The 20595-nt window shown below is 37.2% G+C and carries 16 protein-coding genes; 3 read left to right on the forward strand and 13 right to left on the reverse strand.

Translation table 11 applies throughout. The annotated features are described in order from the left end of the window. Positions 1-29: 29 nt before the first annotated feature. Complete coding sequence (locus LVD47_RS06410; protein ID WP_236974735.1) at positions 30-359, forward strand: hypothetical protein; 330 nt, start codon at positions 30-32, stop codon at positions 357-359. Positions 360-370: 11 nt separating this feature from the next. On the opposite strand, the gene LVD47_RS06415 is transcribed toward LVD47_RS06410, so the two are convergent. The 9 genes from LVD47_RS06415 to LVD47_RS06455 all read right to left on the reverse strand — a co-directional run bounded on the left by LVD47_RS06415 (position 371) and on the right by LVD47_RS06455 (position 13198). Next, on the reverse strand, positions 371-3223 hold the full coding sequence (locus tag LVD47_RS06415; protein WP_236974736.1) for a type I restriction endonuclease subunit R: 2853 nt from the start codon (positions 3221-3223) through the stop codon (positions 371-373). After that, a complete protein-coding gene (locus tag LVD47_RS06420; protein ID WP_236974737.1) occupies positions 3223-4515 on the reverse strand; it encodes a restriction endonuclease subunit S in 1293 nt (430 codons plus the stop codon). The genes LVD47_RS06415 and LVD47_RS06420 overlap by 1 nt, the downstream gene beginning before the upstream one ends. A 4-nt stretch (positions 4516-4519) precedes the next feature. Beyond that, positions 4520-6082 (reverse strand): type I restriction-modification system subunit M, encoded by a 1563-nt coding sequence (locus LVD47_RS06425; RefSeq protein ID WP_236974738.1) that lies wholly within the window; start codon positions 6080-6082, stop codon positions 4520-4522. A 63-nt stretch (positions 6083-6145) separates the two neighbouring features. Continuing rightward, on the reverse strand, positions 6146-6739 hold the full coding sequence (locus LVD47_RS06430; RefSeq protein WP_236974739.1) for a hypothetical protein: 594 nt from the start codon (positions 6737-6739) through the stop codon (positions 6146-6148). Between the two features lie 129 nt (positions 6740-6868). Next, the gene (locus LVD47_RS06435) at positions 6869-8320 is read right to left on the reverse strand and encodes a DUF6371 domain-containing protein (protein WP_236974740.1); all 1452 of its coding nucleotides are present in this window, start codon (positions 8318-8320) and stop codon (positions 6869-6871) included. A 223-nt stretch (positions 8321-8543) separates the two neighbouring features. Further along, complete coding sequence (locus LVD47_RS06440; protein WP_236974741.1) at positions 8544-10088, reverse strand: DUF3987 domain-containing protein; 1545 nt, start codon at positions 10086-10088, stop codon at positions 8544-8546. Next, positions 10078-10434 carry a helix-turn-helix domain-containing protein gene (locus LVD47_RS06445; RefSeq protein WP_236974742.1) on the reverse strand — a complete coding sequence of 119 codons (357 nt, stop codon included), beginning with the start codon at positions 10432-10434 and terminating at the stop codon, positions 10078-10080. The genes LVD47_RS06440 and LVD47_RS06445 overlap by 11 nt, the downstream gene beginning before the upstream one ends. A gap of 75 nt (positions 10435-10509) precedes the next feature. Beyond that, positions 10510-11925: a hypothetical protein gene (locus LVD47_RS06450; RefSeq protein ID WP_236974743.1), complete on the reverse strand. Its 1416-nt coding sequence runs from the start codon at positions 11923-11925 to the stop codon at positions 10510-10512. Positions 11926-11959: 34 nt separating this feature from the next. Next, on the reverse strand, positions 11960-13198 hold the full coding sequence (locus tag LVD47_RS06455) for a tyrosine-type recombinase/integrase (RefSeq protein WP_236974744.1): 1239 nt from the start codon (positions 13196-13198) through the stop codon (positions 11960-11962). A 265-nt stretch (positions 13199-13463) separates the two neighbouring features. On the opposite strand from LVD47_RS06455, the gene LVD47_RS24030 reads away from it, so the two are divergent. Together LVD47_RS24030 and LVD47_RS06460 are read left to right on the forward strand one after the other, a co-directional pair. After that, positions 13464-13754 (forward strand): GIY-YIG nuclease family protein, encoded by a 291-nt coding sequence (locus LVD47_RS24030; protein ID WP_369427748.1) that lies wholly within the window; start codon positions 13464-13466, stop codon positions 13752-13754. A 568-nt stretch (positions 13755-14322) separates the two neighbouring features. Further along, positions 14323-14820, forward strand: a complete 498-nt coding sequence (locus LVD47_RS06460) for a hypothetical protein (RefSeq protein WP_236974745.1) — start codon at positions 14323-14325, stop codon at positions 14818-14820. Between the two features lie 11 nt (positions 14821-14831). Here the strand turns inward: LVD47_RS06460 and LVD47_RS06465 are convergent, their stop codons facing one another. The 4 genes from LVD47_RS06465 to acs form a co-directional block, all read right to left on the reverse strand. After that, positions 14832-16598, reverse strand: a complete 1767-nt coding sequence (locus tag LVD47_RS06465) for an SLC13 family permease (protein WP_255785035.1) — start codon at positions 16596-16598, stop codon at positions 14832-14834. Between the two features lie 141 nt (positions 16599-16739). After that, complete coding sequence (locus LVD47_RS06470; RefSeq protein ID WP_236974747.1) at positions 16740-18101, reverse strand: RtcB family protein; 1362 nt, start codon at positions 18099-18101, stop codon at positions 16740-16742. A 38-nt stretch (positions 18102-18139) separates the two neighbouring features. Next, complete coding sequence (locus LVD47_RS06475; protein ID WP_236974748.1) at positions 18140-18460, reverse strand: potassium channel family protein; 321 nt, start codon at positions 18458-18460, stop codon at positions 18140-18142. Between the two features lie 130 nt (positions 18461-18590). Beyond that, positions 18591-20492 (reverse strand): acetate--CoA ligase, encoded by a 1902-nt coding sequence (gene acs / locus LVD47_RS06480; protein ID WP_236974749.1) that lies wholly within the window; start codon positions 20490-20492, stop codon positions 18591-18593. Between the last annotated feature and the right edge of the window lie 103 nt (positions 20493-20595).

Below are 20595 nucleotides of genomic sequence, written 5' to 3' on the forward strand. Positions count from 1 at the left end.
TTGAAAATATATTGCGTAAAAATTTAATTATGATAAATATTAATGAATTTGTTCAAAAGGGAGATAACCTCGAAAAGGATAGTCTTTCATTACACAAATTATTCGACTCTAGGAATCAAGGTCTATATTATTCCTTAAATTCTGATCAAATAATGATTTATAAGGAACTGGCACAACTAATAATAGTACAACTCAAAAAAGGTGTTACAAAATTTATAATTAGATTAGATTCTTTGTCTGTTGAAAAATTTTTGGTTGTTAAAATAGGTAACTCGGAAATTGATGGCTTGAAGGAATTTTTTGGATTTGAAAAAGTCGTTTATAGTGAATCAGAAGGATTAATTCATTTTGAACTATAAGAAAGAAATTTTCACCCCATCCCTTCAATAAATGTCTCTACAAACTTTTTGATCCTATCCAATACCCGATTGGATGCCTTTTTGCGTTCCTTGAGTTTGGGTCGGGTGTTCATCACCTCGATTAATTCTTCACGGAGGGGTTCTTTTTTAGTGAAAAGATAATTGCTAATAACGGTATTGAGTTTGGCCGCATTGAGGTTTTCTTCATTACTCAGGGATTGCAAAGCCTTGGTCTTTTCCTCTGTCCAGAATGCTTCGAATGCTTCCGGGATATCATCCGTATCCTGGATTTCCGGCAAACTTTCTTCGATAAACCGTTCGATCAATTCCTTTTTGCTTCGCAACTGCGTTTCGGTTGCCAGGATATTGGATATTGTCCGCATCTGATCTTCCTGGTCCTGGGGCTTTTTGTCTTTGATTTGTATTAAAAGTTGCAATATGTACTGGACATTGATTTCATCCCGGTGTATCAATTCCACTTCAAAATCAATATCATTCAGAACCGACACTTTTTCTTTGTCGTCTTGCACCCGATCCCGAATATCCAGGTATTTACTTTGATAGTCTTCCAGGGTTTGTTCATCAATAGGAAGGTCGGAGTAATCAAATTCCGTGAATGTGGTCAATACATTTTTGATGCGCATTAATTCCCGGAAAGCTTTTACAAATTCCAGGATATCGTCTTCAGTCTGTAAATGATTTACACTATCCACGGTAGGGACAATAATCAATAACTTTTCGACGGCTTTGGCAAATTCATCAATATAGCTTTCATAAGGAGCAAGGATAATTTCTTCGATGGCGTCCTTGTTTGAGAACAATGTAATGGCATCGTCTGTGTTCTTTTTGAGATTGCGAAAACATACAACATTACCCTGTGATTTCTTTTCGTCCAGTATCCGATTGGTTCGGGAAAAGGCCTGAATTAAACCATGGTACCTTAGATTTTTGTCAACATATATGGTATTGAGTTTTTTACTATCGAATCCGGTAAGAAACATATTGACCACTAGTAAAATGTCTACCTGTTTATTCCGTACCCTCTTTCCTATATCCTTGTAATATCCATAAAAGTCGTTGGTAGAATAATTGGAATTGAATGCCTGGTTATAGTCATCGATAAATTCATCCAGTTTTTCCCGGCTGTGTTTGGATTTGTATTCTACTTTCGGGTCGGCAGCTTTTAGCAGGGTAGATTCACTATCTTCTCCAAATCCTTCATCCGGTATAAAACCATTGGCATCTGCATCCTCTTCATTGGCCTGATAAGAAAAAATAGTCGCTACCATCAAATCGTGTTGGCCTTCTTCTTTTTTGCGTTTAAATATCTCGTAATACCGGATAAGAGTATCCACATTCGGAACACAAAAAATGGAGGTATAGGCTTTATTATGACTTTTGCGATTGTAATGGGTTATTATATAGTTTACAACTTTCTCCAATCTTTCCGGGGCTTCCATTACCTCGGCTTTGTCAATGCCGTCGACTTCAATGTCTACTATGTGATCTTTTTCCCGAAACGTTCGGATGTATTCAATTGAGAATTTTAAAACATTTTGGTCCCGGATCGCATCCGTTATAACATACTTGTGAAGGCAGTCACCAAAGAGTTCTTTTGTGGTTCTTTTCCCCAATTCATTCTTTACCGCATTGTCAGCAAATATCGGTGTTCCGGTAAATCCAAACATTTGGGCACTTTCGAAAAAATCCCGGATACGCTGGTGGGTTTCCCCAAACTGCGACCGATGGCATTCGTCAAAAATAAAGACGATTTTTTCTTCCCGGAATCGCTCCATTCTTTTCAGATAGCGTTCTTTTCGTATTGCTGTATTGAGCTTTTGGATGGTAGTGACGATTAATTTGGTATCGTCTGAAAATTGTTTAACCAGTGAATTTGTATTATTCGTACCATCGATACTATTTTCGCTGAAACTATTAAATTCTTTGATGGTCTGATAATCCAGGTCTTTCCGGTCTACGACAAAAACGACTTTAGCGACATCGGGCAATTGAGTCAGGATTTGACTGGTTTTGAATGAAGTCAGTGTTTTTCCCGATCCCGTCGTATGCCAAATATATCCAAACTTATTGGAGTTCTTCACTCGTTCGACAATGGCTTCCGTGGCGTAATACTGATAGGGGCGAAGCACCATTAATATCTTGTGGGATTCATTCAGTACAATGTACTTGGTGATCATCTTTGATAAGTGGCAAGGTTCCAAAAACACCTTGGCAAATTCGCTCAACTGGGTAACAATAGCATTGTCGATATCAGCCCAGAAAAATGTTTGTTTGAAGCTTCGGGCTTTGATACTATTGTTAGCGTAATATTTCGTATTTACGCCGTTGCTGATCACAAAGATTTGAATGTACTGGAACAGTCCTTTCCCGGCCTGGAAAGAATGCCGTTCATATCGGTTGGTCTGGTTGAATGCTTCTTTGAGTTCCAGCCCTCTTCTTTTGAGTTCGATTTGAGCAAGGGGAAGACCATTGACCAATAGGGTTACATCGTATCGGTTTTTGTATTTGCCCTCCATCGAAATTTGGTGTGTGACCTGATATTCGTTCTTACACCAGTGAATTTGATTGATCAATTCCAGGTACCCCGTTTCTCCGTCTTCCTTGATATATTCCACTTTGTCCCGAAGAATTTTTGCTTTTTGGAAGATATTGCCTTTCGCCAATGCGTTAAGTACCTGGCTAAATTCGTATTCAGTCAGTTGTGTTTTATTATGCTTTTCGAGTTGTGTCTTGAGGTTCTGTATCAGGTCTTTTTCATCCCGGATGGCAACTTTCTCGTACCCCAATTCCTTGAGCTGATCGACTAAGCTTTCTTCCAGTATGTATTCGGATTGGGTGGTCATTACACAAACATTTTCTGAAGCAGTCCTTTTTTGAATTGTTTTGTGGCTTCGATTTGGGTATTGATCTTTTCGATCTTACTGTCTATGGAAGTGAGGAAATTGGCGATTTTTTGTTGTTCTCTAGTATCAGGAAGATGAACCTTGATTTTTGAAAATGAATCAACTGATATTGTAAACCTAGTACTACCTGTGGCAAAACGACTAATTTGCCTTAGTATATCTGGTGTATTACAAAAGTAATGTGAATAGAGTATATCCATTTCAATGATTGGTCTAAATCTCATTAAATGGTAACTGTAAAGTGTGTTTTTTAAATCCTCAAAAATAACAACGGAATGACCGATGTCTTCCGGAGTTTCAGAAGATGGAGTAAATAATATATCTCCTTTTTTTAGATTATTTGTTTTGATTTGGCTTTGACTTGCCGAAACCTTCATCAAATTTTCTATGTTTTTACTTGTAATTGACTCGTGATTATAAACGTTCATGTAATTGACCAAGAAAACTAATTCTTCATCATCATTTATCTTCTTATTTACACTACTTGTTTTAAACTCACCTATCTCCCCCAACTTCTTCACTTCCCAATCCGGGTAATCATTCCCATTTTCATCTTTAAACCGCCATTCGGGATTAGGGTTGGAATCCTTCGGGCTTGGCCCTGAGCTTGTCGAAGGGAATAGCTTCTGCATCACCCCTTTTTTATATTCTTCCAGCCGGGCTTTTTTCTTTTTCAGGAGTTCGATTTTGCGGTCTACGGAGGAAAGGAAAGATGCGATTTTTTGTTGTTCGGGTAAAGAGGGGGTATATATTTTTATCTTTAAAAAATCTCTTGTATAAATGGCAGCTACACTAGTTGTTCCTGTTGCAACTCTTCTAAGTTCTTTTAGACACCTAAATGAGTTTAATAAATAATTGATAAAGAAATTATTATCAAACTTTATATATAACAGATTTGAATTATAATATGCTATTGGTAATTCATTTCTCCAAATGGCAACTTTGCCGACTAATTCAAGTGTATTCCTGGTATTGAAAAATAAATCTCCATAATTTATTTTATGATTGTTGTCAATAGTTTCACCTTCACTTATGTATTCTAATTTTTCCAGGGAAATATTGCCTCTATTTATATTCCCCATTTTTATTAATGGGAATGGTGTCTTCTTGTTAGAGTTTTTATAATTTCCACCTAGTCTATATTCATGTAATATTGAATCAATATTACTCATATGCCAGGAGTCAGAAAAATTGACGAATCTTAATTCTGGTAATAAATCCTTTCGTTCCATAGATTCAAAAAGGGCTTTTAATATTCAATTCTTTGCAATACCCAGCAATGACTTCATCCACTTCTTCGATTTCCCGGTCCAATACTTGTAACTCCTCTGCCACGGCTTCGATATCGATCGGTTCTTCCTCTTCGAAGGTGTCCACATATCTTGGAATATTGAGATTGTAGTCATTTTCCCGGATTTCTTCCATGGGGGCGAGATAGCTGAATTTGTCGATGGTTTTCCGATTTCGATACGTGTCAACTATTTTCTGGATGTGTTCTTTCCGCAATCGGTTTTTATTCCCGTCTTTTTCGTACTCTTCTGATGCGTCAATGAATAGAATATTTTCGCTGTCTTTGCGACATTTGCTGATCACTAAAATACAGGTTGGTATGCCAGTACCATAAAAAATATTGGCCGGAAGGCCGATGACGGCATCCAGGTAGTTGAGTTTCTCGATCAGGTATTGACGAATCGTCCCTTCAGCATTACCTCGGAACAGCACCCCGTGGGGCAATACGCAAGCCATAGTTCCGTTTTCTGCCAATTGGTATATCATGTGTTGCACAAAGGCAAAATCAGCCTTTGAAGAGGGTGCCAGTCTTCCGTATTGACTAAAGCGCTCGTCGGTGTCATTCAGTGGATTTTTCTTACCCTTCCATTTAGCCGAAAAGGGTGGATTAGCGACGATCGCTTCGAATCGATGGTCCAGGTGTTGCGGGTTTTCCAATGTGTCTTCTTGGGTCAAATCAAATTGCCGATAATGAACATCGTGTAAGATCATATTCATCCGTGCCAGGTTATACGTGGTACGATTCAATTCCTGGCCGTAAAACTCTTCGATCCGTGCTTCTTTGGCTACTCGCAATAAAAGTGAACCCGATCCGCACGTGGGATCATATACACTTTTGAGCCGGGATTTACCCGTTGTCACAATTTTAGCTAATATTTTGGACACCTGCTGCGGGGTGTAAAATTCCCCGGCTTTCTTTCCGGCACCACTGGCAAACTGTGATATCAAATATTCGTACGCATCACCCAAAACATCACCATCGTCATTTTGCAATTCGAAGTCGATCTTGTCTAAGTGGGAAAGCACTTTTGCTATTAATTCATTCCGGGCATTGGGGGACCTTCCCAACTTGGTGCTACTCAAGTCCAGGTCTTCGAACAGTTTATTGAAGTCGTCCTCGCTTTCGGTGCCCATCGTGCTTTGTTCGATGTTATTAAGGATGCTTTGCAAATCTTCCAGGATAAAATTACTTTCTGCTTCTGTATTGGCGCTTCCTTTTCGGGCTACGGCGCCGAATAATTCATCCGGTCGGAGATAATACCCCAGTTCAATTTGTGATTCTTCCCGGATGGCTTCCAGGTCTTCTTCATCCGTTAATTTGGCGTAATCTTTTACGGCTTCTGTTTCCAAAAGCTGGTTGGCGAATAAGTATTGTTTCTCGGATAGGTATTTATAGAAAATAAATCCCAGGATATAGTCCCGAAACTCATCTGCATCCATTTTGCCCCGCAATTCATTGGCTATATTCCATAGTTGGGTTTCGAGTTGCTTCTTCTGTTCTTCTGACATTCTTTTTTGATATTGGATTAAGGATTCTGCCAAATATAAACAAAGTCTATTGGATTACAGAAGTCAATAATCTAGGTCTTTTAGTTGAATGGTTGAACTCAGGGACCGATATTCATATTTGTCTATTTGGTCAAGTAGATATTGATAACGTCGAGTGATTTTACCTTTGTAGTACTTTTTGAAATGTTTACCGTAAATCTTGTTATACATTTCTTCAATTTTAAATTCACTTCCGAAAGTGTGGTCTAACATTCGATAGTATTTGCTATGGGTTTGACATTCGTACATTGTATTTTTAGCAATAGTCCGATGGCCAAAATAACCATCGATCAGATATAATTTTCGACATCGTTTCAAGGTAAATGGACATACAAAATATAGAACAGAACCAATTCCCAGGTTCGATGGTATAGCCATGAAATATATTTTATATTCCTTTCTAGTCTTACGGTAAATGTAGGCCAGATTCATGTATGGGCGTTCAGCGCTCATATCTACCACAAACGAAACACTGCTTTTGACTTCACCTTTTATTTTCCATTGATATGTTCCTTTAAGTACTTTTCCATTTTCGATATAACCCCACTTTTTCAAATTCGCCAAATGGATTTGATAAGTATCGTCTAAAATTATTGGATGCGTGGGTAACTTTGCCATAACTATTACAAATTGAAACCTAAATAATTAGGGAATATCGAAGGTTAATTTTGTCGTAAATACTCCGATTTATAATATAAAAAATTTATTATCAATGATTTATAATGATTTTTAAGGTGTGGGCAATATTTAGTCATTTTTATTAATGGTTAGGGTCTTCAAATCGATGAATACGGATTGAAAATCATCCCGATTTATTTCGGAATCCCGGATAAATTTCGGCAAGCATTTTCGACGGTTATAACTTTCAATATTCGGGTAAACGGTATAGGTGTCGGATAATGGCGTTGGAATGTAAAGTTTTCCAGCTTTGTCGGTGTATGCCGTGATGTTGATCAGAGCGTCGATGGGCTTTTGGCTTTCAGCTTCCCGATATACATTAAAATCAATAGCTTCATTGGATTTTACTGTTTTAGTTTTCGCGTTTTTGTTAATTTTTGCCAAATTTTTCGATTCATCGGACTGCTCATTTTTTGGTGATTCATTACATTGTCTTAATTCTGTTTTTGATGGTTTTCTAAATTCTCGCCAATCCAATCGGATCAAATAATCTGCAATATCATTACCATCGTTTTTATCAGATTGTGGCGCCAACTGCTCCAATAAGTTGGATACGTTGAACCGGGTGCCGGGCAGTCGCTTTTCAAAGTCCTGGGCTTTAGTGTTCCATTCGTCGAAGGTGTTACCCTCTTTGGATAAATCAGGAAATACAATTACATTCCGGCCTCGCAATACTTTAATCTTATCAAATTTAAAACTGCTTTTGTTGAACACTGCCAACCAAATAAGAACTTGATTTTTTATGACATCTTCAGAACCTGTTGTTCTTTCCGGTAGCCCAAAATATAACGATCCATAAATAGCCGTTTTCGGCGCTTCTACTAACGCCACGTGGTTGTTGGGGTATTTACTCAATAAATGCTCTCCAAACAAGCAGGAAACGCGTTTATCTTGCTCTGTGTAGGCATTTAACCAATCCGGCATGGGCTCATTTCTAAATTCGGTGTGTTTTAGCCGGGAATGTATCCAGCTCGTATGATATTTTTTGCTTTTGTCCGTATGATTTGTAGCATTGAATATTTTTTCCTGAATAGCTCTTACGTTCGCATTTTTATCAATGAAGGGAAAACAGGTGGCCCCGGTTTTGGGAACGGTCCCCAGAAAATAAATTGAAATAACTTTCTCAATGTCTTTCTTTTGAAAAGGGAATGGTATGTGGTATAATAAGTTTTGGACAAAGATATTCTTATCGTACCCCAGTAATGTTCGTTTGAAAATTTCAGCGGGAATATAAACGGGGGTTGTCTTTAGTTTTGGTTTTCTTCCCGTTTCTTGGTGTAATCCTTTCCAGTTATCAATGCTCAATCCTTTTTCTTGATCAAGGATTGTTTTAGCATACCCATTACTGTAAGGATCAAGAAAATAACCACAGTTATCTTCACGGTCGCACTTTCCGTATTGCTCCGGTAAGTAATTTCCTGATCGTTTATCAATATATCGGACAAACCGCTTTTTATTGCATCCCGGACACCGGAATTTTTTACTGCTTCTGTCAAATTCGTACTGCAAATCAATATTCATTATCTGATTTTTTATTTTGTATTATTCACATGTTGCATTAGTTGCGCTTTCCTTTATTGGTGGGGACTGTGGGGTTCATTTTTATTGCACTTTGTTTGCACAAATTGCATTGTTGAAAAAAATATGTACAATAAGTGCAAAGCTTATGCAATGGTTTTTGCCCCTGTATCCCTTATCATTACTGGGTAGTGCTAATAATGCAAAAAGTGCAAGGTGTTTATTTTTAAATCCGTTTTTCATATTTACCTCTTTTAGGCTTACTGAATAAATCCTTATTTTTTATGAAATATTGAAAAGTCCGTTTAGATACATTCATTCCTTCAGCAATCTCAATACCATCACTTGTTGTAAAAGTGTTCGGCAAGGCTTCGTAAAGATTTTGTTTGTCTCCGGGTAATTTAGATACCGGATCGTCATTTGATATGATAGTATGAACTTTAAGCGCTGATTTTATGAAGTACTCAACCAATTTAATGGCGCCTCTTGTTGCTTCAACCCCGATAAACTGTTTTTGGCCATTACCGGCAGCCCATTGCATAATTTCAAGACACAAGGCCAAGCGTAACGCATACAACTCCATCTTAGCATATATACCGCTTATTGTGTCGTCTGCTGCTTCATTACTTAAATCTGTTATTCCCCTCTGCCAATCAGATATAAATTGTTTAGCTTCAGGTGAGAAACTCAATATTTCAGGTTGTGGATTAAGGGTCTCATCGTAGTCAATTGACACGTCTAAAATCTTTGATACGATGGTGTTCCAATCCTCCTTAACTTCTGTTTTTAGCTCTGTTTCACTCCAATACACTTTTTTGAGGTCGTCCGGCACCACAAACAGTATCCGGTCCAAGAAACCATTTTGTGTCCTTTTTTTGGCTAACTCATCAAGAACTCCCGGTTGTATAGTCCCGCCAACTGAAATGAACGGTACAGATATGTAAATGGGTTCATTCTGTTTTCTGTTAATTATTATAGATTTTCCACTCCAGGCACTTAACCAAAATTGTTCTTCACTCCCTTTATTGTATCTTCCAAAATTATTAACCCAGCTGGCTAATTCGTCCGAATAAACACCGAGCCCCCTTTTGTTATGCTGATGAACATCGGCAAGGGCTTCAGGTGTAAAATCGGAGACTAAATATTGTTCCAGGATCGGCTTTTCGGGTTTATCGTATTGTGATTTTACTGCTGCTTCAAGACTTGATATACGATGGTATTCTTGTTTTTTTCTCTCGTACTCCTGATATTTCAGGTCCCCTCGTTGTGTAATTGGATCAAGTGCAAAGCTAAGAGGATGACTTTTATTTGTCCCCGGTCGGCCTACAAGCGCAAGATACATTACAGCGTTTTGTCTAAACCCGTTCTTTATTTCAACCCAATGAGTATTTCCTATTGCAACTGAAGCAGCATACAGTAATGAGGCCCCTATAAAGTCGATCGGATAGTTCAAACTCTCGTTAGTGGCTATAATTATTCTCTGTACGCGTGCCGGAAATATTTCTACTGGAAACGGATTCTCCTTTTGTTTCTTTTTAGTCTCAAAGTTTCTCAGGTGTTTGTTAAAGTGATTTATAATAGTTTCTGCCTTATCCAAACTTTCCCCGTTAATTGGCCCCAGATCGTCAAAATTAGGGTTGATGTTTTCACTTTTCCCAATTTCAGTACCCTTCGACAATAAATTATGATCATTGAAACTTGATGATTCCGAGTCTTTTTCCGTACCTTGTTGTTGAAATAAATCCGGGTTGTTCTTTTGGTTACCTTCCATTGTTCAACCCTTTTTTATTGATTAAATACTCTTCTGCTTCATCTTCAATTTCAGATAGTGTTTTCCTTCGTCCTTTCCTGAGATATTCGGTTAATTCAACCCTGGAAAAATACAAGCGCTTGGAACGCTTCATTACTGGTAATTCATTTCTACTTACTTTACTGTATATGGTCGGAACTGAAAGATTGAGAAATTCAGCGGCTTCTTTCACAGATAAAAGTTTGTCACTTTGCGGTGCTGCTGCTGCGTCCCTGCTTTCAAGCAGTCGTTCAATGTTTTCAACTTTTTTTAATAATTGATGTACCCGGTCGGGTAGTTCGTCGAAGGATAACTTTTCTTTTATCATTACAATTAATTTTTATTAGTAATTACTTTGCAATGATAACTGGGGCATTTAGGGGCAACAAGATGGGCGTACTCCCTAATTTAAGTTTTTATAATCGTTTTTTACTTTATCTATGTAATGGTGAGCCGTGTACCTATTTCTGTTTTCACTAGACTTCGGGTTCAATACATTTATGTTTCCCTTAATAGCTCTACTTGGTTTTCCCTGATTAATCCATTCTGAAATCTTTTGTATCATATTTCGTTGAGAATCGAAATGATTATCCATCAGATAAGTAAAATAGCCGAGATGATCAAACATTGCTACCATATAGGGTATTCCTGTTGTTGAAATCTTTCTCACTAATTCTTCTTGGTCTGTTTTTCTAAGAGTTTTGACCTTTTGAAGCTCGAAAAATCCATGTTCCAATAATGATTCGTATAGTTTTTCAACTTTTGTTTGGCGCGGTTTGATGTTGTTTATTAAAGGTAGTAGGTTATTCATAAACTCTTTTTCATCTTTAAGCCACTCCTTTAGTATCTTTCGGTAACGTTGGCCTTCATCTTTGGAATTGTTTTCATAACCTTCGTTCAACTTTAGTCTCCGGTTTTCAAGCAATAATTCTAATTGGATTTGTTTCGCGTCGGAAATTAATCCTTGTTCATATAGATTGAGCGCGTTGACCTTTGTAACAAGATTTTTTGTTGTTTCGACGAGATGATCTATTAATGAGTCCTTAGTGTGGGGTTTAAATTTCAAAATACCTGAGTAAATATTTCTTTCTGGCTTCCCATTAGCTAAGGGAATGTTTTTCTCAAAATATGGTTTTAGTTCTCCAAAATAACTATTGAGTTCGAAAGGAAATATTTTGAACCACTTTTCATAAGTCCTAACTAAAATATTAAAATCACTGGGTGGATTATTATTATGACTAGATTCTTCAATTGGGATTTTAAATGATTCAATGAAGTCTATAATTTTTATACGTTTATCCTCCGATAGAGAATTATTGTTTTTAATATATTTTGGAACTAAATCAAAATAGGTATTTATAAATAAGGGTAGTCCACATCCCTTTGGCATTTTACCAAAACTATCAATGGCCCACTCAATATAGTCAGTAATGAGTTTATACCAGTTTTTGTCTTCGTGGTTATTAATAATATGCTGGTTCGTAAAGATTATTTTTTGAGCAGTTTGTTTTGGGGCGGAATTATATAGTGACACGTCAAATTCTTTTAGGTTTTTAAGGTTCGAGTGGAAAGAGCAACAATTTGGAAATGCTTTTCGCCTTTTCTTACCTATGTATAAATCTGTTAGATTTTCAGTAAGAGATTTAAGTCTCTGTTGACAACCTTCACATTTTTCATAATTGTGTATTTTACCTGAAATTGGCGAAATTTCATAAGGGGGTTCAAGTCTTCCCGATGTTTCTACTTGATAGCCTATATTTTTACCGCAAAACTTTACTGCCTCAATGCTATTTCCATAAATGGTGGATTGTCTTTTCATTAGATACTTCTTTAAGAATGTAAAAATTAGGTTTTTACAAATCCATTAATTTATTAGTGATCTCTTTTTGTGTTTCCGGTAAGAATCCGGCAAAATAGGAAGTCGTAGTGTTCATACTGCTGTGATTAAGGGCATCTTTGACAAATTCCATACTAGCACCGTTTCTTATGGCATTGGTGGCAAAAGAATGTCTTGCCCAGTATGTGGATACCCTTTCTTTTATACCTACGCTATCCGCAAGTCTTACGATATGTTGATTAATAAAGCGGACAAAATTCTTGATCTGGTTCCGCTGTTTGGCAGCCGATAAGCTTTGATCAATAATTGGGAAAATATAATTATTCGGAAATTGGTCCTTATCTCCATACTTTTCGATAATTGATTTTGCAAAAGGAGTAAGAAAGACCTGGACGGGCTCGCTGTCTTTTTTGGTTTTGGATGTTTTGGCTCTATGGAAAATCAACACATCTCCCTGTATGTTTTTGTATTGTAGAAGCGCAATATCTTTAATGTTCATCCCATTACAATTATATGAGAAAAACCAGAAGTCTTTGGCTTTTTCCTGCTGGGGGTTTTCGGGTTCAGCGTGAAATAAGGTGGAAAGTTGTTTAAGGGTCAAAGCTTTTTTTGCGCCTTTTGGGCGTGGTATTTGATATTTTCCTCTACCAAATGGATATCGCTCATGAGGAATAATTTTGTCTTCTATGGCCAAATTAAAAACCCTTCTTAGTGGACGCAAATAGATACCTACGGTTGTGGCCGTGCATCCTTTTGTTTCAGTCATATAGCGTTCGTACCCTTCCAACCATTTTTTATCTATTTGAGCAAATGACAATTGATTTTTATTGTGGTAATTCAAAAGAGATTTTAGGCTTAATCCATAACTATCAGCAGTCCCGATTTGACCATTTGCTTTGTATTCCTCAATCAGATTTTCATAATAACTAATTACGTTGCGATTTCGTATTGATTTACGACCGCCGTATAGGATGCGTTCAAATGCTTCAAAAGTAAAATACTCCATCTGGTTCGCTACTTCATACGCTTTATTTTCCAGGGCTTGAAGTTTAAGTCTTTCATCTTTGTACTTTTTCCTTGGCTTTGTTGTTTCCCAAATGCTTTTAAATTCCTCCTTGGAATATTCAAATTTGGTAGCCAATAGTTTTTGTTTTCGGGGTTCCGGGGTAAATACTCTCAATTTTACTGGATATTTCCCATTTGCTTTTTTTCGCCGTTTGTCCAGTACGATGGTTATGTGATATTCTCTTATCATTTCTAAGATTTTGGCTTAAAATCGATTTGCATACAATTTGCATACAGAAATACTATATTTGCATACAACAAATATAAATAAAACAAAATATATAAGTGTATAAAGTGTTGAAATACAAAGATAAGAGATATAAAAAATATATACTAATAAAATATATATTATAACTCATAATCAGGGGGTCCATGGTTCGAGCCCATGTGGGACCACTTAATTTACAAGGAGTTATAAAGCAGTTTATAGCTCCTTTTTTTATACATTTGAGTTAATGGCTTCTTGTTACATTATATTTAGTAGTGAACTTGACCGTATTTATACCGGAATTTGTCAAGGAGATGTAAATGATCGAGTTTCAAGGCATAATAACGCTTCATATGGTAGATATCGGTTTACATCAAAGGTCAAAGACTGGGAATTGTTTATAGAAATTTCTTGCTCATCTATCTCTCAAGCCCGAAAAATTGAGCTTCATATTAAGCGGATGAAAAGTGCTCAATATATTCGGAATTTGAAGAAATATCCCGAAATAATACGAAAATTGCATGACAGATATAGTTAGAGTACCTGACTCCCCCGAAAGTTTTCGGGGCAGGGGGCCATTACCGATAGCTATCGGTAGAGCCCATGTGGGACCACTTAATTTACAAGGAGTTATAAAGCAGTTTATAGCTCCTTTTTTTATACATTTGAGTTAATGGCTTCTTACTTTGTTGGATTTAAAAGCGCCTTAAACAAATGAGCTTTTAAGTATTTTAATCAATAAAAAAGGCACTCTCGCAGTACCCGCGTCAGGTGCTTGGTTTAACACGTTATGTCCCCTCTACTTGATTCTCCATGATTTAATCTATTTTTCACCGACACATTTAAAAGACAACCAAACTGACTCCTGCTGCCACCTGAATCGACCACCTTTTTTTATTAGGATCAAGATTCCATAGATATGGTGGGGTAGTTTCTTGAACAGTTATTTGGAATGGAGGTATAAACTTCCTATAAAATAATCAAATTGATTGAGATTTAAAAACCTATATAGGTTACATCTTGTAGTTGTTTTTTGTTAATATTTGTTACTTAGGTAGAAATTCACCGGAATTGGAGAGATAGCTCAGCGTTTTTTAGAGCAAATAATGTATATTACTGCGAAAAGAAAGATGGAGTTCGGTGGTGAGCAGACTATCAAAAGTAACTTGGAGATCAAAAAAGTCGAATGTAAGAAGTGGAACATTTTTGTGACGACGATTGAATTTCAGAAGGAGTTTTTGTGGGTAACAGCTATTCACGATATTTTCATAAATAATGATCATCTGAGCAAGGAATCTTTAAAGGTTGAAATAGAAATCAATCAAGGAAGGTTTTACGATTCCGTTTTTACTCATAGCTCCATAAATTTTGTAAATAACGGTCAGACCTATCAACCGGTTCAGAATCATAGTAACCTTATCCCCGGAAAGTTGATTCGAAAAGAACTCGTCATTTTAATAGATCCCAAAGAGTCAGATTTCCATCATGACTTGCTTATTACGTCGCGGATTAGAGTCGCAGAAACAGTTTTGGATCGGTTTTATAATATTGATTTGTCGTTTTTAGAACATGGCGTGTATAATAATAGTTTGAAAGTGGAATAGTGAAAAAAAATTTAAAATGGAAAAAACATGGGAATAATGAAAGATGCAGCAATCCAGATAATAATATTGAGAGGGGTACCTACTTTGAGAAAATCATTAAATTTATAATTGCCTGGAGCGTATACCATTGTGTTCGTAGGATAACTGATAGGAGTCATAAACGTTAAGGAACAGGCAAACATTACAGCTAATAAGAATGGCCGTTCACTAATCCCCATAGTATCTGCCAAACTTATGACAATGGGTGCCATTAAGGCTGCAGCTGCTTTACTGGATAATACATTGGTAGAAAGAAATGTGATAAGAAAAATCAGGCTTAAAGTGATTCTGGGGTCCATATTACCCAATGTATCGAATATGTATCCCGAAATAATATCCGACCCTCCTGTCTTTTCAAGTGCTTTGCCCATTGATAATACCCCGGCCATCATAAAAATGACTTTCCATTCAATGGCTTCATATGCTTCTTTTGGCTTTAAAATGGAAGTAGTAACTAACAACAAACACCCAATCATACTACTCGTCAATATTGATACTATGTTCAAGGCAGCAGCCAGAATTACTCCAATTGCTATAAGTAAAGCAGGAATAGCTTTCTTATAATTAATCTTTCTCTTTTTATATTCGGAAAGTATAACCAGGCTTTTTTGATTAATAAGGGGTGAAATATTCGATTCCGAAGCATAAATCAGCATCATATCTCCTTCCTTTAGTTCCACATTTGACAAATCTTTTGTAATACTTTCATTTCGATGTCGTATTGCCAAAACTACGGATTGGTAGGTGTTTTTAAAGTTCAGTTTTCGCAAGGTATTTGCTACTAAATCCGAACCAAATGGAATTATCACCTCATAAATTTTACGATCTTCACTTTCGTTTTCCTGTATAGGGCTATCCCATTTAAATGCATACCCCTTTGCTTCTTCTACCTTAGTCAATCCAGTTGGATTGATTATTACTTTCACAATGTCCTTTTCTTTTAATAGAGTGGCGTCCGAAATATTCCTAATCTTACTTCCTATACGGGTTATACTTAATATTTCGGCTCCGTATTCAGTGACCAATCTTGACTGTAAAGCCTTTTTCCCATTATCGGGACAATTCTCGTTAATGGTAATTTCAGCTATATATCTTTCAGACTCCTTGGATAAAGGGTCATCTGAATCAATCTTTCTTCTTGGAAGTAGTGTCGGGGCAATAAAAAACAAATAAGCTATACCTATCGCCAAAAGACAAAGGGCTGGCATGGAGAATTCAAAAACACCAAAAGGCTGAAGTCCACTTTTTTCCGCATAAGCACTCACTAGAATATTGGTAGATGTCCCTATTAAAGTACAAGTCCCTCCAAATAAAGCAGAAAAAGATATGGGGATAAGAAGCTTTGAAGGATATATTCCCGTTTCCCTACATACTAACAACGCCATTGGGATCAACAAGGCTACTACAGCCGAGTCATTTATAAAGGCAGAGAAAAAAACCGCAATGGAACAAAAAACTACAAGAGCCGCAAGGTAATGTATTTTTGCAATTCGGATTATTCGATCACTAAGGGAATCAATTAAACCGGTTTTGAAGATTGCAGAACTTACTACGAACATACAACCTAGAGTAATAGTGGCAGGATGATTAAAACCCGCAAAACCCTCTTCAGGGCTGAGTACACCGGTCGTTATAAACAATGCCATGATTAGGATAGAAGTGGTATCAATAGAAAAATAATCTTTTACAAATAAAAAGATTGCTATAAAAATTATTATAAGTGTAATGGTTAAGGCCATATCTCAATTAAAGGGTTTGAAATATAGTATTCCCTATATTCCTACAATTTGCATTGTAAGATATCAATAAAATACAACGATTATATCTCAATTTTTCCTCGATGATAGCGTTGCCAGAACTTAGGCGGGTTTGATTTTATTTCAATTTTGCCATTTGGTGCTTTTCCACCAATCCCCTGCCATTATGCAACCATAGGGTATAATTTCATCCTCAATCGTACCTAATTTGAATTGCTGGATTTGATCTTTAACAATTTCTGCATTTTTATAAGCACTTGGAAGTTCAGAGATATCTATCTGCCCGGAATAAAATCGAACGTCCAGGTCCCTGATCTCTTCAAATAAAATTTCCTCAGCACTTCGATTACTATTATCTCTTTTATGTTGTGACCTGCTCATGTTCCTCCCAGCGCCATGAGGAGCAAAACCAAGATTATTTTCAGTTGCTTTCCCACTAACTATCAAAATGGGTTGTCCCATATTAAGAGGAATAATTCTGAAATCCGTTGTAGAATCAATTATGAGTTCATCACATAAAGGAGTGGCACCTTTTGCATGATAGAACAGGTTGTCCTTTTTAAAAACAAAATTGTGTTCATTCCAAAACCAATCTACTATGTCTACACCTACATTTTTTGCTACTTCCTCATGAATAAGTAAATGGTTCAATCTTGTCCATTCACGTATTGTCATAAGAGCCTCCCAATATTCTTTTCCCTCCTGTGTATCAAAAGGAATCCAGGCATTTAATTTTGGACAACGGGGTGAAATCCTTTTACGAAACTTTTCTGCCACCTGCATTCCTGATTTGAATAGCCTGGCACCAAGGCCACGGCTTCCATGATGGGTTACCATACAGGTTTTCCCCGTATTTTTGGATTGGCCAACAAAGAGAAAATGATTACCATCTCCCTGTGTCATGAGATGGGTTTCTGCCAGTTCACTGGATTTCGGATCTTTAAGGAATTTATTATTTTTTATTTGATCCGATATATCTCGGGGTAACAATTTCCGGGTATTAACTTTTCTGCCACCCGGGCCGAAATGAGTGATTCTTTGGGCACTATCCAATATACATTTAGGCGTAACATTTTCAACTATAGAAATAGCGACAGAACAACAAATATCAGCTCCATGCATGGATGGATGAATAGCATTGTCCGTAACGACAATTCCGCCTACAGGAATTTGACCTACTGGTCCGGCAGGACAAGCATCAGGCATAATAGCTCCGGTAACCACAGTAGGGGTCCTCATTACTGCATCCATAGTCCGAATTACCTTGGCAAGATTGCTCTTTTCATTGGCACTTACTGCAGAAATATTTTTAAAATACCGTAAGGGCTTACAATGTGGATCTATGGGAGGGGGTGGACTCACCTCCATTAAATATCTTTTCAAATCTTCTCCTCGCAAATCGTATTTATTAGCAAATGAGATTGCCTTTCCAAACCACGGGCCTGGTTGGTATCCCATTTCAATAAGTGTATTGCCGTCTATCATGTGGATTAATTAGCCTGGCCTCCTACGATAATAAATTTTTATTCTCCCTTGGATTTTGCTTTTCGTTTTATTTCGTTGTAGTGATTATATACCGTATGAATAAAACTTAAAATCATACCTAACCCCATTAAAATATAAAATATAGTAAATAATTTACCAACGCTGGTCTGGGGAGAAAAGTCTCCGTATCCTATGGTCGTTAAGGTAATGACAGAAAAATAAAGAGAGTCAATCCAGCTCCATCCTTCTATCCAATGATATGTAATACTACCAATAGCGAGAATAAGTACAGATGTAAATAGTAAACTTCTGTATTCTTTATCTTTGAGAAAGGTAATTATCGTTTGTAGGAAAATCATTGTGACAGGCTCTTAGCAGGCGTTTGTTGTTCTTACAATTTACGATATTTTACAATAAACTATAATAAAAAAGGCAATAGCTTTATGTAAATGATAAAGTTATTGCCTTAGACAAAATATTGATGTTACATTATTTTTTAACCATCGGAGAATTTTCAATAATTTCTTCTACAACGTCCGGGTTGAGCAGTGTAGAAGTATCACCGAGATTGGAGATATCACCACTGGCAACTTTTCTGAGAATTCTTCTCATAATCTTACCACTTCGGGTTTTTGGCAAACCACTTACGACCTGAATAATATCCGGCTTGGCGATAGGCCCGATTTCTTTTCGTACCGTTTCATTTATTTCGTCCTTAAAAGCTTGTTCACTATGCACATGCCTGTCACAAATAATATAGGCATAAATTCCCTGCCCTTTAATATCGTGCGGGAAACCAACCACTGCAGATTCCACCACCCAGGGATGTTCATTTATAGCGTTTTCCACTTCAGCTGTTCCCATTCTATGTCCTGAGACATTGATTACGTCGTCTACCCTTCCAATAATACGGTACCTACCTTTCGCATCCCTGCGGGCTCCGTCCCCAGTAAAGTAATGGTTCTTAAAGGTTGAAAAATAAACTGTACGGCATCTCTCGTGATCACCGTAAAGTGTTCTTAAAATAGAAGGCCATGGATATTTCATGCACAATAGACCTTCTACATTATTTTCTTTTATTTCATTTCCATCCTTATCGAGCAATACCGGTTGTACACCGGGTAAAGGATAGGTAGCATATGTAGGACGAAGTTCTGTCACATCTGGTATTGGACTTATCAAAATTCCTCCGGTTTCAGTTTGCCACCAGGTATCTACAAGTGGGCATTTTTCTTTCCCAATGTACGTATTATACCATCTCCAGGCCTCCTCATTAATAGGCTCTCCAACCGAACCGATCACTTTAAGTGAGTTGAGAGAGTAGCGAGCTACCGGCTCAAGTCCCTTGCTCATCAATGATCGAATAGCCGTAGGCGCTGTATAAAATTGATTCACCTGATATTTGTCACAAATATCCCAAAACCTACCCGCATCAGGCCAGGTAGGTACTCCTTCAAACATCAAGGTCGTGGCCCCTGCCAATAAAGGTCCATAGACAATATAAGAATGCCCGGTGATCCACCCTATATCCGCTGTACACCAATATACATCATTCTCTTCATATTGAAATACATTTACAAATGAATAGTAAGTGTACACCATATATCCTCCGCAAGTATGCACTACTCCTTTGGGTTTCCCGGTACTCCCTGAGGTATATAGAATGAATAACATGTCCTCAGAATCCATTTCTTCCGCCGGACAATCGGCATCAACTTTTTCCATTTCATCATGCCACCACACATCGCGATCATTTTCAAGTCTAATGAACTGCTCTGTTCTTTTATACACTATGACTTTTTCTACGCACTCGCACTTTGAAACCCCCTCATCAACAATATCTTTAATGGGGATTTCTTTTTGGCCACGGAAGGCACCATCTGATGTAACTACTACTTTGCACTTGGCGTCATTGATACGATCCGCAAGAGATTGTGCTGAAAATCCGGCAAAAACAACTGAGTGGATTGCTCCAATTCTGGCACATGCCAAAACAGCAACTGCTAATTGCGGGACCATTGGCATATAGAGACACACTCTGTCTCCTTTTTTTACATTGTTGTTTTTAAGCACGTTAGCGAACTTACAAACTTGTTCGTGCAATTCACGATATGTCCATTTAATACCTTCGTCATTCGGATCATTAGGCTCCCAAATTATAGCCGTTTTATCGGGTTGGGTTTCTACGTGTCGATCCAGGCAATTTTCTGTTATGTTCAATTTACCATTTTCAAACCACTTGACATCTGGTTTTTCAAAGTTCCAGTCCAAAACTTTATCGTATGGTTTTTTCCATTTAAAGGTCTTAGCAATATTATCCCAAAATTTTTCTGGCTGTTCGACGCTTAATTTATAGGACTCCTGATATTCGTCCCAATTCCTGATTCGCATTTTAATTTATTTTAATAGTGTTAGAAGTTGATTTGATAAAATTGTTACTTTATCAGGGATTAATTTGATTAATATATTCTTCTTTTCCAAGAAAAACCCCATA

This window comes from Membranihabitans maritimus, from assembly GCF_021729145.1.
GTDB lineage: Bacteria > Bacteroidota > Bacteroidia > Chitinophagales > Saprospiraceae > Membranihabitans > Membranihabitans maritimus.